Here is a 14,680-nt window from a genome sequence, read left to right on the forward strand (position 1 = left end):
GCCTTTTGCTGCATGTCGTCATCAGTCTGAAACAACAAAGCCGCCTGGCGGCGGCTTTGTGGGGGATGATGCAGAGCTTAGAGGCCGGACATCTTCTGGATGGCCGCACGCAACTCGTCATCCGAGCAGTCGCCACAGGTGCCCTTCGGCGGCATGGCGTTGATGCCGTTGATGGCCGCGGCAAGAATGCCGTCCAGCCCGCCCTGGTGGTCGGCACGGTCTTTCCAGGCTGCCGTGTCGCCGATCTTCGGTGCGCCGAGCAGGCCGCTGGTGTGGCAGGCCGTGCAGTGTTTGGCAATGATGTCATCGGCGCTACGCGTGGCACCGGCGGCGGCAGTCGCCACGGTTTCAACGCCTTTGCATTCCTGACCGGCGATGCACACTTGCCCGACGGGTTTGATCCGCTCGGCGATCGCCTCGTCGGTGTTCGCCTGAGCCGTCACGGCCCACAGCGCCAGGGCGATGGCCGGCGCTACCAGCATGCTGCTAATTGGGTTCACTCAGATGCCCTCATGGATGACTAATCACGCTCGCGGCCAGGGTTTGGCAAGCCGGCAAAGTATACCGACTGGCCCGAGTGGCAGGATGCGTGACCCCATGACGCAGATCAACGACGGCGCAGATTGCTCGCGCCGGTTTAGAAGTTAGCGGGCGTGGTGGCGCTGATCAGCCGCGCCGGCTGATCGAAGGGATTGCGGAAACGGTGCGGCCGGCTGCTCTCGAAGTAGTAGCTGTCACCGCTCTCGAGGATGAACACCTCGTCACCGACGGTCAGCTCCAGGCGCCCTTCCACCAGCATGCCGGTCTCTTCGCCTTCGTGGGCGTACATCTCCAGGCCGGTGTCGCTGTGTGGCGGGTAGGTTTCATCAAGAAAGGAAATGGCGCGGCTGGGGTGGGCTTTGCCGATCAACTTCATGGTGATCGCGCCGCTGTGGATATCGGTCAGCTCACTGGCCCGGTAGACCACCTGCACCTGGCTGTCCTGTTCCGCTTCCAGGGAGAAGAACTCCACCAGCGACATCGGGATGCCGGCTAGAACCTTCTTGAGCGAGCTGATCGAGGGGCTCACGCTGTTCTTCTCGATCATCGAAATGGTGCTGTTGGTAACCCCCGCCCGCTTGGCGAGTTCGCGCTGGGAAAGCCCCTTTTGCTTGCGGATAGATTGCAGGCGAAGACCGACGTCCAATGTTGGATACCCCCAGGTGAAGCCATGAAAAGTGGCCTTATCATGGCGACAGTGTTCAGTATTTACAACAGCCCGAACACCCGGGGTTCCATCGCGCCTAGGCTTCGCTGTAGATCAGCGGCACCCGCCGCACATTGCAGAACAGCTGATAGGGAATGGTGCCGGCGGCCAGGGCGACGTCGCTGGCCAGCACGCCGCGCCCCCAGAACTCGACGCGGCTGCCCAAACCAGCGCCCGGCAGGTCGCTGAGGTCGACGGTGAGCATGTCCATGGAAACACGACCGATGATCCGCGAGGGCTGGCCGTCGATCAGCACCGGGGTGCCGGTCGGCGCGTGACGCGGATAACCGTCGGCGTAACCCATGGCGACCACACCGACACGGGTGGCACGCTCGCTGACGAAACGCGCGCCGTAGCCGACCGGCTCGCCGGCCGGCAGGTCACGCACGCTGATGACGCGCGACTCCAGGGTCATCACCGGCTGCAGCCGGGCGGCGACGTCCTGGGCCCGCTCGAACGGCGTGGCGCCGTAGAGCATGATGCCGGGCCGCGACCAGTCACTGGGGATACTCGGCCAGCCCAGCAGGGCCGGCGAATTGCGCAGGCTGACCTCGGCGGCAAGGCCTTCGCGGGCCTGCTGAAACACCGCCAGTTGTTCATTACTGCGCGGGCAGTCGAGCTCGTCGGCGCGGGAGAAGTGGCTCATCAGCACGATCTTCACCACCTTGCCGCTGGCCAGCAGGCGCCGGTAGGCGGCCTGATAGTCGGCCGGGTGGAAACCGACGCGATGCATGCCGCTGTCCAGCTTGAGCCAGACGTTCAGCGGGCGCTTCAGGTCCGCCTGCTCGATGGCTTCCAACTGCCACTCGGCGTGCACCACGCACCACAGGTCATGCTCGTCGATCAGCGCCAGCTCGCTGGCCTCGAAGAACCCTTCGAGCAACAGGATCGGCGCGCTGATGCCCTCGGCGCGCAGCTGCAGCGCTTCTTCGATACAGGCCACGGCGAAGCCGTCGGCATCCGCCTGCAGCGCCTGGGCGCAACGTACCGCACCATGCCCATAGGCATCGGCCTTGACCACTGCCAGCGAGCGGGCGCCAGCCAGTTCACGGGCCAGTTGGTAATTGTGACGCAGGGCTTGCAGGTCGATCAGGGCACGGGCGGGACGCATGGTTATCTCGAAGGGCGGAAAATCACGGAGCAAGGTGAACGGTCAGTGGAGTGCTTTCGTGGGAGCGGGTAAGGACGAAGCGCCCTCCGGCTCCCACAAGTCGGCCAGTTCTCAGGCCAGGCGTGCTACGGGCCTCAGGGCAGCGCAGCGATCACCGTCATTTCCACCAGCACATCGGGCGAATACAGCTTGGCCTCGACGCAGGCGCGCGCCGGCGAATGGCCAGCCGGCACCCAGGCGTCCCAGACCTTGTTCATGCCATCGCGGTCGTCGATGTCTTTGAGGAATATGGTGATCGACAGGATGCGCGTCTTGTCGGTGCCCGCCTCGGCCAGGAAGGCATCGATACTGTCCAGAGTCGCCTTGGTCTGCGCTTCGATGCCGTCGCTGTGGTTTTCATCCAACTGGCCAGCCAGGTAGACGGTACCGTTGTGAATGACGATTTCGCTCAGACGCGGCTCAGTTCGCAGGCGCTGTATGGACATGCTTGTTCAACTCCTTGGGGCTACCGTAACGGGAAATATCCAGGCCTTCGCTGCTGATCTGCGGGCGCTTCTTGGCGATCAGGTCGGCCAGCAGGCGACCGGAGCCGCAGGCCATGGTCCAACCTAGGGTACCGTGTCCGGTGTTCAGAAACAGGTTTCGATAGGGGGTGGCGCCAACGATGGGCGTGCCATCAGGGGTCGCCGGGCGCAAACCGGTCCAGAAATCCGCCTGGCTCAGGTCACCGCCCTGGGGATACAGATCACCGACGATCATTTCCAAAGTTTCGCGACGACGCGGGTTGAGGCTCAGATCGAAGCCGGCGATTTCGGCCATGCCGCCCACGCGGATGCGCTGGTCGAAACGGGTGATGGCGACCTTGTAGGTTTCGTCGAGAATGGTCGAGGTCGGCGCCATGTCCGGGTTGGTGATCGGCACCGTCAGCGAGTAACCCTTGAGCGGATAGACCGGCGCGCGAATGCCGAGCGGCTTGAGCAGTTGCGGGCTGTAGCTGCCCAGGGCGAGTACGTAGCGGTCGGCGGTTTCCAGCTTGCCGTCGATCCACACGCCGTTGATACGGTCACCGGCGACATCCAGGCGCTGGATGTTCTTGCCGAAACGGAACTGCACGCCCAGCGCGGTGGCCATCTCGGCCAGTTTGCGGGTGAACAGCTGGCAGTCACCGGTCTGGTCATTGGGCAGACGCAGGGCGCCAGCGAGTTTGTCGGTGACGCTGGCCAGGGCCGGTTCGACCTTGGCGATGCCGGCGCGATCGAGCAGCTCGTAGGGCACGCCGGATTGCTCGAGCACCGAGATATCCTTGGCGGCGTTGTCCAGCTGCGCCTGAGTGCGGAACAGCTGGGTGGTACCAAGCTGGCGTGCTTCGTAGCCAATGCCGGTTTCGGCGCGCAGCTCATCGAGGCAGTCGCGGCTGTACTCGGACAGGCGCACCATGCGCTCCTTGTTCACCGCGTAGCGGGCGGCGGTGCAGTTGCGCAGCATCTGCGCCATCCACAGGTACTGATCGACATCGCCGGTCAGCTTGATGGCCAGCGGCGCGTGCTTTTGCAGCAGCCACTTCATCGCCTTCAGCGGGATGCCCGGTGCCGCCCAGGGCGAGGCATAACCCGGCGATACCTGGCCGGCGTTGGCGAAGCTGGTTTCCATGGCCGGGCCGTCCTGGCGATCCACGACGACCACCTCGAAGCCCTGGCGGGCCAGGTAATACGCACTGGCCGTACCGATCACACCGCTACCAAGCACCAGAACCCGCATGTTGTTCTCCTCGCCGCGACGATGCACTGGCGTATTACGATTTGAGAAGTCGATGCGTACAGTATAGAAAGTGAATGGCAGTGCTTTTCACTGTATACAACCGTATATTCGAAGGGAATTCTGGCTTTACGAGCCTTTCACGGAGGGGTGCCGAGCATGCGTACGCAACATCAGAGCCGCCGCGAGTTGGATAAGATCGATCGCAACATCCTGCGCATCCTCCAGGAGGACGGGCGCATCTCCTTCACCGAGCTGGGCGAACGGGTCGGCCTGTCGACCACGCCCTGCACCGAGCGGGTCCGCCGCCTGGAGCGCGAAGGCATCATCATGGGCTACCACGCCCGCCTCAACCCGCAGAACCTCAAGGCCAGCCTGCTGGTGTTCGTGGAGATCAGCCTGGACTACAAGTCCGGCGATACCTTCGAGGATTTCCGCCGCGCCGTGCTCAAGCTGCCCCACGTGCTGGAATGCCACCTGGTGTCCGGCGACTTCGACTACCTGGTGAAGGCGCGCATCAACGAGATGGCCAGCTACCGTAAATTGCTCGGCGACATCCTGCTCAAGCTACCCCACGTACGCGAGTCGAAGAGCTACATCGTGATGGAAGAGGTCAAGGAGAGCCTGGCGCTGCCCGTGCCGGAGTGACCTAGACGAGCACCTGTCGCGTCGAGGCGATCAGCTGGTGCACCTGCTGTTCGACACGCGCTTCGATCGGCTGCTCGGGCCCGCGACCATGGGGGCACGGCAGGTTCGGCGTGGTGCCGAACAGCCGGCAGATCAGCGGGCGCTGGTCGTACACCTGGCAGCCATTCGGCCCCAGGTGCACGCAGTTGTACTCGGCCAGGGCGGCGTCCTGCTCGGCGCGGGTCTTGCGCGGCAGGCGCGCCATTTCCTCGGAGGAAGCGGTGACCGGGCCGCAGCAATCGTGACAGCCAGGCACACAGTCGAAGCGTGGAATCTGGCGGCGCAACAGGTCGATCTTGCGGCTGGTACAACTCATGCTCAGAGGCTCTGGAACGGCAGGCGGGCATGGTACAGCCGAGCCCAGGCCAGGCAAAGCTCGGCCTGCTCGGTAATCGGCGGTTGGCTCGCAGCGGATTGCGCGCTTATGCTTCGTCAATTTTTACCCACACCGAAATCAGGATTTCGCACATGACCGCCCGTGCCCACCCGCCGGTTCATAGCGCCGAGCATGCGCCCTCCTACTACGCCGCCAGCGTCAACCAGCAGCTCGACCTGCCGGTTCTGCAAGGCGAGCAGCGCGCCGACGTGTGCATCGTCGGCGGCGGGTTCTCGGGCCTGAACACGGCCATCGAGCTGGCTCAAAAAGGCCTGTCGGTGGTACTGGTCGAAGCGCATCGCATCGGTTGGGGCGCCAGCGGGCGCAACGGTGGGCAACTGATTCGCGGCGTCGGCCATGGCGTCGAGCAGTTCGAATCGGTGATCGGCAAGGACGGGGTGCGCGAGCTGAAACTGATGGGCCTGGAAGCGGTGGAGCTGGTGCGCCGGCGAGTCGCCCAGTTCGAGATCGCCTGCGACCTGACCTGGGGCTACTGCGACCTGGCCAACAAGCCGCGCGACCTGGCCGGCTTCGCCGAGGATGCCGCAGAACTGCAGGGCCTCGGCTATCGCCACGAGCTGCGCCTGCTACAACCGGAACAGATGCACGAGGTGGTCGGCTCACAGCGCTATGTCGGCGGCATGATCGACATGGGCTCCGGGCATCTGCACCCCCTCAACCTGGCACTCGGCGAAGCCGCTGCTGCGCGGAGCCTGGGCGTGCGCCTTTTCGAGCATTCGCCGGCCATGCGCATCGACTATGGCAGCGAGATCCGCGTGCACACCGCCGAGGGTGTGGTACGCGCCCCTCAACTGGTGCTGGCCTGCAACGCCTACATCCGCGACCTGAACCCGACACTGGGCGGCAAAGTGCTGCCCGCCGGCAGCTACATCATCGCCACCGAGCCGCTGAGCGAGGAGCAGGCCAGCGCGCTGATCCCGCAGAACATGGCGCTTTGCGACCAGCGGGTGGCCGTTGACTATTATCGGCTTTCAGCCGACCGCCGCCTGCTGTTCGGCGGTGCCTGCCGCTACTCCGGCACCGATCCGTCCGATATCGCCGCCTATATGCGGCCAAAGATGCTCGCGGTATTCCCGCAGTTGCAGGACGTGCGTATCGACTACCAGTGGGGCGGGATGATCGGCATCGGCGCCAACCGCCTACCGCAGATCGGCCGCCTCAAAGATCAGCCCAACGTGTTCTACGCCCAGGCCTATGCGGGCCATGGCGTGAATGCCACGCACCTGGCCGGCAAGCTGCTCGCAGAAGCCATCGCCGGGCAAGCCGGCGGCGGCTTCGAGCTGTTCGCCAAGGTGCCGCACATGACCTTTCCCGGCGGTCGCCATCTGCGCTCGCCGCTGCTGGCACTGGGCATGCTCTGGCACCGATTCAAGGAACTGGCCTGATAGCGCCAATGCTCTCCGTAGCCTGTGGTTGAGCGCAGCGATACCCAGGAAAAGAAGTCCCAGGTATCGCTGCACTCAACGCCGGGCTACAGCGCCGGCTCAGAGCTTCCAGAACGGCAGGTTGGCTTCGCACTCGGCCTGCTCGCGGCTCAAACCGATGTCCTCAAGCTGAGCCTCGTTGAGCCTGAGCAGTGCGCGCCGGGTGGTCAGGCGGCGGATGAAACGCTGCCAGCGATCGGTCAGCGCCGCATGCGCCGGCACTTCGGTCAGTCGCAGGCCGTTACCGCTTTCCAGCTCGCGGCCCTTCAAAGTCAATCGCACATCGCTCAGCCCGTTCATGTCGCTCTCCTGCGCATTGAGGTCATGGGAGATCATGATGGCGGTCAGCGAAAAAGCATGACAGATGCAAAGAAAGGGAATTAAATCCATACAGATTAACCATCGAGTGAACTGAATGGTTCCGCGAAGAGCCATCTGTATGGTTCAACTGGCTCCCTTGCATACAGGTGCGTGAACATGACCCTCTATACCAACCTGGCCGACCTGATTGGCGAACGCATCGAGCAGGGCCTTTACCGGCCGGGCGACCGCCTGCCCTCGGTGCGCGCCCTGAGCCAGGAGCACGGAGTCAGCCTGAGTACCGTGCAGCAGGCCTACCGCCACCTGGAAGACCGCGGCCTGGCGCTACCGAAACCGAAATCCGGCTACTTCGTGCCGCAAGGCCGCGACAAGCCGGCGCTGCCGAAGATCAGCCGGGCGCCGCAACGCCCCGTGGACGTCTCGCAGTGGGATCAGGTGCTGGAACAGATCGCCCCTTCGCCACGCAATGATTTCGTCCAGCTGGGCCGCGGCCGCCCGGACATCGACAGCCCGACGCTCAAGCCCCTGTTGCGTGCGTTGTCGCGGCTGAGCCGCAAGCAGGACCTGCACACCCTGACCTACGGCAGCATCTACGGCGACGTGCGCCTGCGCGAACAGGTCGCCCGCCTGACCCTGGACTCCGGCTGCCAGCTGACCTATGAGGACATAGTCATCACCACCGGATGCCACGAGGCGCTGTCGGCGGCGATCCGGGCGATCTGCGTGCCGGGCGATATCGTCGCCGTCGATTCGCCGAGCTTCCACGGCGTGATGCAGGCACTCAAAGGCTTCGGCATGAAGGCTCTGGAGTTGCCCACCGACCCGCTCACCGGCATCAGCCTCGAGGCGCTGGAGCTGGCCCTGGAACAATGGCCGATCAAAGCCATTCAGCTCACCCCCAACTGCAACAACCCGCTGGGCTACATCATGCCGGAGGCCAACAAGCGCGCCCTGCTCGCCCTCGCCCAGCGCCACGACGTGGCGATCATCGAGGACGACGTGTACGGCGAGCTGGCCTTTCACTACCCGCGCCCACGCACCATCAAATCCTACGATGACGACGGCCGCGTGCTGTTGTGCAGCTCGTTTTCCAAGACCCTGGCGCCCGGCTTCCGTGTCGGCTGGATCGCGCCAGGCCGCTACCTCGACAAGGTGCTGCACATGAAATACCTGGGCACCGGCGCCACCGCACAGCTGCCGCAACTGGCGCTGGCCGAATACATCGAAGGCGGCCACTACGAACCGCACCTGCGCCGCATGCGTGGTCAGTATGCGCGCAACCTGGAACAGATGAGCGACTGGGTCAGCCGTTACTTCCCGCCCTCGGTGCGGGTCAGCCGCCCCCAGGGCAGCTTCATGCTGTGGGTCGAGATGCCCGAGGGTTTCGACAGCCAGCGCCTGAACCGCGAACTGGCCGCGCAAAAGATCCAGGTCGCACCGGGCAGCATCTTTTCCGCCGCCGGCAAGTACCGTAATTGCTTGCGCATGAACTACGCCACGCGCCCCAGCCCGGCCATCGAGACGGCGGTGCGCATCGTGGGGGAAACCGTGGCGGAGATGCTCGCCGAACTGCCCGCGCCGAGAGACTGAATCTTTCCCAGCGCAGCGGCGTCCTATCAGCACCCACCAGACAGCCGATGGAGGCTGCAACAGTGCCCTTGCGCGTGCTCTTTATCCTTCTGCTGATGCTCGGCGGCTGTACCAACCAGGTGCCCATCGTGCCCAGCCAGGCCATTCCCGCGGCCGAGTCGTCATTCGGCGCCGGGCTCGAAGCGCGTGCCGCCGAGCATCAGGGGCACTCCGGCTTTCGCCTGCTGCCGGCCAGCAACGAAGCCTTCGCCGCCCGTGCCGAACTGATTCGCGCCGCGCAGCACAGCCTCGATCTGCAGTACTACATCGTGCACGACGGCCTGAGCACCCGCGCACTGGTCAAGGAGCTGCTGCAAGCCGCCGACCGTGGTGTGCGCATCCGCATCCTGCTCGACGACACTACCAGCGACGGCGAGGACTACAAGATCGCCCTGTTGGCCGCCCATCCAAATATCGAAATCCGCGTGTTCAACCCGCTGCACCTGGGGCGCCTGACCGGCGTGACGCGAGTGATCGGCCGCGGCCTGAATCTCTCCCAGCAGCACCGGCGCATGCACAACAAGCTGTGGCTGGCCGACAGCGCGGCGGCCATCGTCGGCGGGCGCAACCTGGGCGATGAGTATTTCGATGCCGAGCCGAACATGAACTTCACCGACATCGACATGCTCGCCGTCGGCCCGGTGGCCCACGACCTGGCGCAGAGTTTCGACCAGTACTGGAACAGCCGGCTGAGCCAGCCTATCGAGGAATTCGTCTGGCGCCAGCCCTCGCTGAAAACCCTCGACAAGGCACGCAAGGGCCTGCGCGAATACCTCGACACCGCCCGCGTCGAGCAGCCCGAACTCTACGAACGCCTGCTCGCCTATCAGCACACGCCGAAGCTGAACGTCTGGCTCGACGAGCTGATCTGGGCACCCGGCATCGCCCTGTGGGACGCACCGAGCAAGGTGCTGGCCAGCGGCGAACCAGACCCGCATCTGCTGCTCACAACGCAGCTCGCGCCGCACATCCAGGCGGCCAAGAGCGATCTGGTGATGGTCTCCGCCTACTTCGTGCCAGCGCCGGCCGGCCTGGAGTACCTGATCGGCCTGGCCGACAACGGCGTGGAGATCCGTCTGCTGACCAATGCCCTGGAAGCCACCGATGTGCCGGCGGTACACGGCGGTTACGCGCCCTATCGCCAGGAAATGCTCGAACATGGCATGCGTCTGTACGAGTTACGCAGCGAACCAGGCGCCGATTCGCCGCCGGCCTACAGCCTCAGTGGCAGCTCCAATTCCAGCCTGCACAGCAAGGCCATCGTCATCGACAAGCAGAAATCCTTCGTCGGCTCCTTCAACGTCGACCCGCGCTCGGTGCTGTGGAATACCGAGGTCGGCGTACTGGTCGACAGCCCGAAGCTGGCCGCCTACCTGCGCGAGCTGGCCCTGCAGGGCATGAAACCGTCGGTGAGCTACGAAGTGCGCCTGCAGCAAGACGCCAACGGCGCAACGCGGATGGTCTGGATCGGCGAGGACGACGGCAAAAAATTCGTCCTCACCGAGGAACCCGGCAGCCGCTGGCGGCGCTTCAATGCCTGGTTCGCACGGGCCATCGGCCTGGAGAAAATGCTATAGCGCGACGCGCTCGTCGAAGGCGTGGGGCCGCCAGGCCAACCAGATAAAGGCTGCCGCGCCGACCGCCATCAGCATCGGCAATGCATGTCCGCTGATCCATTGGCTGACCGCGCCGGTAGCCAGCGGCCCGACCAGGCAGCCAATGCCCCACAGCTGCGCCACATGGGCATTGGCGCGCACCAGCTGATCGTCACGAAAACGTTCGCCGATGAGAATCAGCGACAGGGTGAACAGACCACCCGCACTGGCGCCGAATAGCACCAGCACCGGCCAGATCACCGGCGTATGCAACAGCAGCGGAATGCCCAGGCTTGAGAGCAGCAGCACCACGCCGCACAGGCGGAATAGCGTCACCCGCGAGATGCGGTCGGCAAGCAGGCCGATGGGCAGCTGCAGCACCGCATCACCCACCACCACCACGCTGGCCATGAACAGCGCCACTTCCTGGGTAAAGCCCTGGCGCAGCCCGTAGATCGGCAACAGGGTTAGCATCATCGCCTCGAAGGCGGCGAACAGCATCACTGCCCAGGCGATGGCCGGCATGCGCTGGCAGAACACCAAGAGGCCACGCCCGGACGCGCTGTGGGCATCGACCACCGGTGCGCCGGTGCGGCCGATCAGCAGCAGCGAGCCGCCGACCAACAGCGACACGCCAAACCAGAAGCCCAGGTCGGTATCGGTGCCCAGCACGCTAAGCAGCAGCGGCCCGCACAGCTGGCTCAGGGCGTAGCCGGTGCCATACAGCGCCACCAGCCGGCCGCGCCACTTCTCCACCGCCAGTTGGTTGATCCAGCTCTCGCCGAGAATGAACACCACGGTCAGGGTCACGCCCAACAATAGGCGCAGCACAATCCAGACGGGATAGCTCTGCAGCAGCGCCAGGCCAGTGACCGACAGCGCGCCGGCCAGCAGACAGAATTGCATCAGCCGTGGCGTCGGGCAGCGCGCGGCCAGCCCGCCAGCCAGCGAGGCACCCAGCAGCACGCCGATGGCCGGCGTGGCCGCCATGATGCCGATGGCGAACGAGCCGTAGCCCCAACTCTCCAGGCGCAGCGACACCAGCGGCATGGTCACGCCCATGGCCAGACCGATACTGATCACCGCCAGGCAGACGGCGAAGTAGGTTCCCCAACGCATTACTGACTCCCTCGAAACACAGCGGCCGGGCTCTGGGAGCCCGGCCGCCGGCTTGCTCAGGCCCGCCGACTGGCGGGCCTCATCCGTGCAGGATCAGAGTTTGATCCAGGTCGCTTTCAGTTCGGTGTACTTATCGAAGGCGTGCAGAGACTTGTCACGGCCGTTGCCCGACTGCTTGAAGCCACCGAACGGCGCGGTCATGTCGCCGCCGTCGTACTGGTTGACCCACACGCTGCCGGCGCGCAAGGCGCGGGCGGTCAGGTGCGCCTTGGAGATATCCGCGGTCCACACCGCGGCGGCCAGGCCATACACGGTGTCGTTGGCGATCTGCACGGCTTGCTCGGCGCTGTCGAAGCCGATCACCGAGAGCACCGGCCCGAAGATTTCCTCGCGGGCGATGGTCATGGCATTGGTCACGCCATCGAAGATGGTCGGCTCGACATAGGTGCCGCCGCTCTCCTCCAGGGTGCGCTTGCCGCCGATCAGCAGCTTGGCGCCATCCTTGTGCCCGGCTTCGATGTAGCGCAACACGGTATCCATCTGCTGGGTATCGACCAGCGCGCCGACGTTGGTGTCCGGGTCCAGCGGGTTGCCGGCCTTCCAGCCTTTCAGGGCCTCGACCACCATGGGCAGGAAGCGCTCCTTGATGGCGTTCTCCACCAGCAGGCGCGAGCCGGCGGTGCACACCTCGCCCTGGTTGAAGGCGATGGCGCTGGCGGCGGACTCGGCGGCCGCCTTGAGGTCCGGCGCATCGGCGAAGACGATGTTGGGGCTCTTGCCACCGGCCTCCAGCCATACGCGCTTCATGTTCGATTCGCCGGCGTAGATCATCAGCTGCTTGGCGATCTTGGTCGAGCCGGTGAACACGATGGTGTCGACATCCATATGCAGGGCCAGGGCCTTGCCGACGGTGTGGCCATAACCGGGCAGCACGTTGAACACACCGGCCGGGATTCCGGCTTCGATGGCCAATTGGGCGACGCGGATGGCGGTCAGCGGCGACTTCTCGGACGGTTTAAGGATCACCGAATTACCGGTGGCCAGGGCCGGGCCGAGCTTCCAGCTGGACATCAGCAGCGGGAAGTTCCAAGGCACGATGGCTGCCACAACGCCGACCGGCTCGCGGGTCACAAGACCGAGCTGGTCATGGGGCGTCGGCGCGACTTCGTCGTAAACCTTGTCGATCGCCTCGGCGCTCCAACGGATGGCATTGGCCGCCGCCGGAATATCGATGCCCAGCGAATCGCTGATCGGCTTGCCCATGTCGAGGGTTTCCAGCAGCGCCAGCTCTTCGGCGTTGGCCATCAGCAGCTCGGCGAAGCGGATCATCTTGGACTTGCGCTTGGCCGGGGCGATACGCGACCACACGCCGGAATCGAAGGCGGCGCGCGCCGACTTCACCGCCAGTTCGGCGTCCGCCAGGTCGCAACTAGCGACCTGGCCCAGCACCCGGCCATCGACCGGGCTGATGCATTCGAAGGTTTCACCGCTCTGCGCAGACTGGTACTCGCCCTGCACGAAGGCGCGGGTCTCGATTTTCAGATCCTTTGCACGCTGCTCCCAGTCGGTACGGGTCAAACGGGTCATCTGATCATCCTCTTTCGTCGGTGAAGGCGCGCGGGCGCCTGCGGTGGCCCCAAGGGCCTCGGAAACTGCGAGCCACACTAAACCAGCGCTCGCAGGATTTTCAATATTCTTGACACTTGGTGGCCAAACGCCTTGCTGCGTTCATTTTTTTAAACATAGACTCGGCCCGTGCCTGCCGCGGCATTCAGCCCTTTCGCCGCACGCGGCATGATCGCCAACGTCCTCTGAATAACCATGGAACGTGCAGATGAACATCCAGCAGATCGTCGATTTCGCCCACAGCGCTGGTAGCGCCGAAAGCTACCGCCCCGCCGCCGAGAAGATCCTCAAGGGCGACCCGCAGCAGCAGGTGCGCAACCATTACTTGAGCCCCTGCGGGCAATTCAATACGGGGATCTGGGAGGGTGAGGTCGGCCAGTGGACGGTGAATTACACCGAGCACGAATACTGCGAGATCCTGCAGGGCGTGTCGGTGCTGCGTGATCACGACGGCAATGCCAAGACCGTGCGCGCCGGTGACCGCTTCGTGATACCGGCTGGCTTTACCGGCACGTGGGAAGTGCTGGAGACCTGCCGCAAGGTCTACGTGATCTTCGAACAGGCCTAAGGCCAGGCCCCGGGCCGGTTACGGTAACCGGCCCGGGGCGAAGCATCAGCTGGCGACCTGCTCCGCCGGCGAGACGATGCTGCTCTTGCCCCGCGAGCGCCCGGAACTCAGGTAATCGGCGATGGATTCCTGGGTGACTTCACCAAGGAAGTCATTTTCCGCGCTGAGCACCGGCAGCCACGAGCGGTTGAACTCGTACATGCGCGACAACAGGATGCGCAGGTGCTCGTCGTGGGCGGCGGTGGCGTTGAACGGCTGCACGAACGGCTGCACCGCACCGCCCTGACCACGCAGGTCACGGCGACGAATGAAGCCAAGGGCCTTCTTGCCGGCGTCGGTCACCACCAGGTGGCGACGGTCGTGTTCTTCCATCAGTTCGACTGCATCGGCGATGCTCGCCTCGGCCAACACCGACGGCGCATCGTCAGCGGCATCTTCGGCGCGGATAAGCAGCAGGCGCTTGAGGGTGCTGTCCTGGCCGACGAAACCGCTGACGAAATCATCGGCAGGGTGCGCCAGAAGGGTATCCGGGTGGTCGAACTGGAGCAGCGTCCCATCCTTAAAGATGGCAATCTTGTCCCCCAGTTTGATGGCTTCATCGATGTCGTGGCTGACCATAATCACGGTCTTGTTCAGCGCGCGTTGCATCTGGAAGAACTCATTCTGGATGGCGTCGCGGTTGACCGGGTCGACCGCGCCGAACGGCTCGTCCATCAGCAATACTGGGGCGTCGGCCGCCAGGGCGCGGATCACGCCGATCCGCTGCTGCTGGCCACCGGACAGTTCGCGTGGGTAACGCGACAGATACTGCTTGGGCTCCAGCTGCACCATGCTCATCAGCTCCACGGCGCGGTCGTGGCAGCGCTTCTTGTCCCAGCCGAGCAACTTGGGCACCACGGTGATGTTTTCCTCGATGGTCATGTTGGGGAACAGACCGATCTGCTGGATCACGTAGCCAATGTTGCGGCGCAGGGTCACCTCATCGATGCCGGTGGTGTCCTCACCGTTGATCAGTACACGCCCGGAGGTCGGCTCGATCAGCCGGTTGATCATCTTCAGCGTGGTGCTCTTGCCGCAGCCCGATGGGCCGAGAAATACGCAGATCTGGCCTTCGTCGACGGTCAGGCTGACTTCGTTGACGGCGACGACATCTTTGCCTTTCTGCTGGAATTTCTTGGTCAATTTGTCGAGTTGAATCATGT

At 64.4% G+C, this 14,680-nt stretch carries 15 protein-coding genes; 5 read left to right on the forward strand and 10 right to left on the reverse strand.

What is annotated here, in order from left to right:
* Positions 1-77: 77 nt before the first annotated feature.
* The 5 genes from FB481_RS15260 to dadA all read right to left on the reverse strand — a co-directional run bounded on the left by FB481_RS15260 (position 78) and on the right by dadA (position 4,115).
* Positions 78-500 carry a cytochrome c5 family protein gene (locus tag FB481_RS15260; protein WP_147176942.1) on the reverse strand — a complete coding sequence of 141 codons (423 nt, stop codon included), beginning with the start codon at positions 498-500 and terminating at the stop codon, positions 78-80.
* Between the two features lie 137 nt (positions 501-637).
* A complete protein-coding gene (locus FB481_RS15265; RefSeq protein ID WP_013789822.1) occupies positions 638-1,186 on the reverse strand; it encodes a cupin domain-containing protein in 549 nt (182 codons plus the stop codon).
* A 97-nt stretch (positions 1,187-1,283) separates the two neighbouring features.
* Complete coding sequence (gene alr / locus FB481_RS15270; RefSeq protein ID WP_147176943.1) at positions 1,284-2,357, reverse strand: alanine racemase; 1,074 nt, start codon at positions 2,355-2,357, stop codon at positions 1,284-1,286.
* A gap of 134 nt (positions 2,358-2,491) precedes the next feature.
* Complete coding sequence (locus FB481_RS15275) at positions 2,492-2,842, reverse strand: RidA family protein (protein ID WP_075931558.1); 351 nt, start codon at positions 2,840-2,842, stop codon at positions 2,492-2,494.
* Positions 2,817-4,115 (reverse strand): D-amino acid dehydrogenase, encoded by a 1,299-nt coding sequence (gene dadA, locus FB481_RS15280; protein WP_147176944.1) that lies wholly within the window; start codon positions 4,113-4,115, stop codon positions 2,817-2,819. Before dadA ends, FB481_RS15275 begins: the two co-directional genes overlap by 26 nt.
* A 156-nt stretch (positions 4,116-4,271) precedes the next feature.
* Between dadA and dadR the strand changes: the two genes are divergently transcribed.
* Positions 4,272-4,760 carry a transcriptional regulator DadR gene (gene dadR, locus FB481_RS15285; protein ID WP_013789818.1) on the forward strand — a complete coding sequence of 163 codons (489 nt, stop codon included), beginning with the start codon at positions 4,272-4,274 and terminating at the stop codon, positions 4,758-4,760.
* Between the two features lies 1 nt (position 4,761).
* Here the strand turns inward: dadR and FB481_RS15290 are convergent, their stop codons facing one another.
* The gene (locus FB481_RS15290) at positions 4,762-5,115 is read right to left on the reverse strand and encodes a YkgJ family cysteine cluster protein (protein WP_093505486.1); all 354 of its coding nucleotides are present in this window, start codon (positions 5,113-5,115) and stop codon (positions 4,762-4,764) included.
* A 152-nt stretch (positions 5,116-5,267) separates the two neighbouring features.
* On the opposite strand from FB481_RS15290, the gene FB481_RS15295 reads away from it, so the two are divergent.
* Positions 5,268-6,581 carry an FAD-binding oxidoreductase gene (locus FB481_RS15295; RefSeq protein WP_147176945.1) on the forward strand — a complete coding sequence of 438 codons (1,314 nt, stop codon included), beginning with the start codon at positions 5,268-5,270 and terminating at the stop codon, positions 6,579-6,581.
* Between the two features lie 99 nt (positions 6,582-6,680).
* Here the strand turns inward: FB481_RS15295 and FB481_RS15300 are convergent, their stop codons facing one another.
* Complete coding sequence (locus FB481_RS15300) at positions 6,681-6,920, reverse strand: DUF1127 domain-containing protein (RefSeq protein WP_147176946.1); 240 nt, start codon at positions 6,918-6,920, stop codon at positions 6,681-6,683.
* A gap of 177 nt (positions 6,921-7,097) precedes the next feature.
* On the opposite strand from FB481_RS15300, the gene FB481_RS15305 reads away from it, so the two are divergent.
* Both FB481_RS15305 and FB481_RS15310 read left to right on the forward strand, forming a co-directional pair.
* The gene (locus tag FB481_RS15305) at positions 7,098-8,531 is read left to right on the forward strand and encodes a PLP-dependent aminotransferase family protein (protein WP_147176947.1); all 1,434 of its coding nucleotides are present in this window, start codon (positions 7,098-7,100) and stop codon (positions 8,529-8,531) included.
* A 47-nt stretch (positions 8,532-8,578) separates the two neighbouring features.
* Entirely contained in the window at positions 8,579-10,147 is a 1,569-nt protein-coding gene (locus tag FB481_RS15310; RefSeq protein ID WP_147176948.1) for a phospholipase D family protein, read from the forward strand.
* On the opposite strand, the gene FB481_RS15315 is transcribed toward FB481_RS15310, so the two are convergent.
* Both FB481_RS15315 and FB481_RS15320 read right to left on the reverse strand, forming a co-directional pair.
* Positions 10,142-11,284 (reverse strand): MFS transporter, encoded by a 1,143-nt coding sequence (locus FB481_RS15315; protein WP_093505496.1) that lies wholly within the window; start codon positions 11,282-11,284, stop codon positions 10,142-10,144. The genes FB481_RS15310 and FB481_RS15315 overlap by 6 nt on opposite strands.
* A gap of 93 nt (positions 11,285-11,377) precedes the next feature.
* Entirely contained in the window at positions 11,378-12,871 is a 1,494-nt protein-coding gene (locus tag FB481_RS15320; protein ID WP_147176949.1) for an aldehyde dehydrogenase, read from the reverse strand.
* 247 nt (positions 12,872-13,118) lie between these two features.
* On the opposite strand from FB481_RS15320, the gene FB481_RS15325 reads away from it, so the two are divergent.
* Positions 13,119-13,478 (forward strand): cupin domain-containing protein, encoded by a 360-nt coding sequence (locus FB481_RS15325; protein ID WP_093505500.1) that lies wholly within the window; start codon positions 13,119-13,121, stop codon positions 13,476-13,478.
* 45 nt (positions 13,479-13,523) lie between these two features.
* Here the strand turns inward: FB481_RS15325 and FB481_RS15330 are convergent, their stop codons facing one another.
* Complete coding sequence (locus FB481_RS15330; RefSeq protein WP_093505502.1) at positions 13,524-14,678, reverse strand: ABC transporter ATP-binding protein; 1,155 nt, start codon at positions 14,676-14,678, stop codon at positions 13,524-13,526.
* Positions 14,679-14,680: the final 2 nt, after the last annotated feature.

This window comes from Pseudomonas sp. AG1028 (assembly GCF_007993955.1).
Classification (GTDB): Bacteria; Pseudomonadota; Gammaproteobacteria; order Pseudomonadales; family Pseudomonadaceae; genus Aquipseudomonas; species Aquipseudomonas straminea.

Coding starts and splice junctions, on each gene's coding strand:
- dadR (WP_013789818.1), top strand. CDS start 4,272: ATGCGTACGCAACATCAGAGCCGCCGCGAGTTGGATAAGATCGATCGC.
- FB481_RS15330 (WP_093505502.1), bottom strand. CDS start 14,678: ATGATTCAACTCGACAAATTGACCAAGAAATTCCAGCAGAAAGGCAAA.
- FB481_RS15295 (WP_147176945.1), top strand. CDS start 5,268: ATGACCGCCCGTGCCCACCCGCCGGTTCATAGCGCCGAGCATGCGCCC.
- FB481_RS15315 (WP_093505496.1), bottom strand. CDS start 11,284: ATGCGTTGGGGAACCTACTTCGCCGTCTGCCTGGCGGTGATCAGTATC.
- dadA (WP_147176944.1), bottom strand. CDS start 4,115: ATGCGGGTTCTGGTGCTTGGTAGCGGTGTGATCGGTACGGCCAGTGCG.
- FB481_RS15320 (WP_147176949.1), bottom strand. CDS start 12,871: ATGACCCGTTTGACCCGTACCGACTGGGAGCAGCGTGCAAAGGATCTG.
- FB481_RS15275 (WP_075931558.1), bottom strand. CDS start 2,842: ATGTCCATACAGCGCCTGCGAACTGAGCCGCGTCTGAGCGAAATCGTC.
- FB481_RS15305 (WP_147176947.1), top strand. CDS start 7,098: ATGACCCTCTATACCAACCTGGCCGACCTGATTGGCGAACGCATCGAG.
- FB481_RS15290 (WP_093505486.1), bottom strand. CDS start 5,115: ATGAGTTGTACCAGCCGCAAGATCGACCTGTTGCGCCGCCAGATTCCA.
- FB481_RS15325 (WP_093505500.1), top strand. CDS start 13,119: ATGAACATCCAGCAGATCGTCGATTTCGCCCACAGCGCTGGTAGCGCC.
- FB481_RS15310 (WP_147176948.1), top strand. CDS start 8,579: ATGGAGGCTGCAACAGTGCCCTTGCGCGTGCTCTTTATCCTTCTGCTG.
- FB481_RS15300 (WP_147176946.1), bottom strand. CDS start 6,920: ATGAACGGGCTGAGCGATGTGCGATTGACTTTGAAGGGCCGCGAGCTG.
- alr (WP_147176943.1), bottom strand. CDS start 2,357: ATGCGTCCCGCCCGTGCCCTGATCGACCTGCAAGCCCTGCGTCACAAT.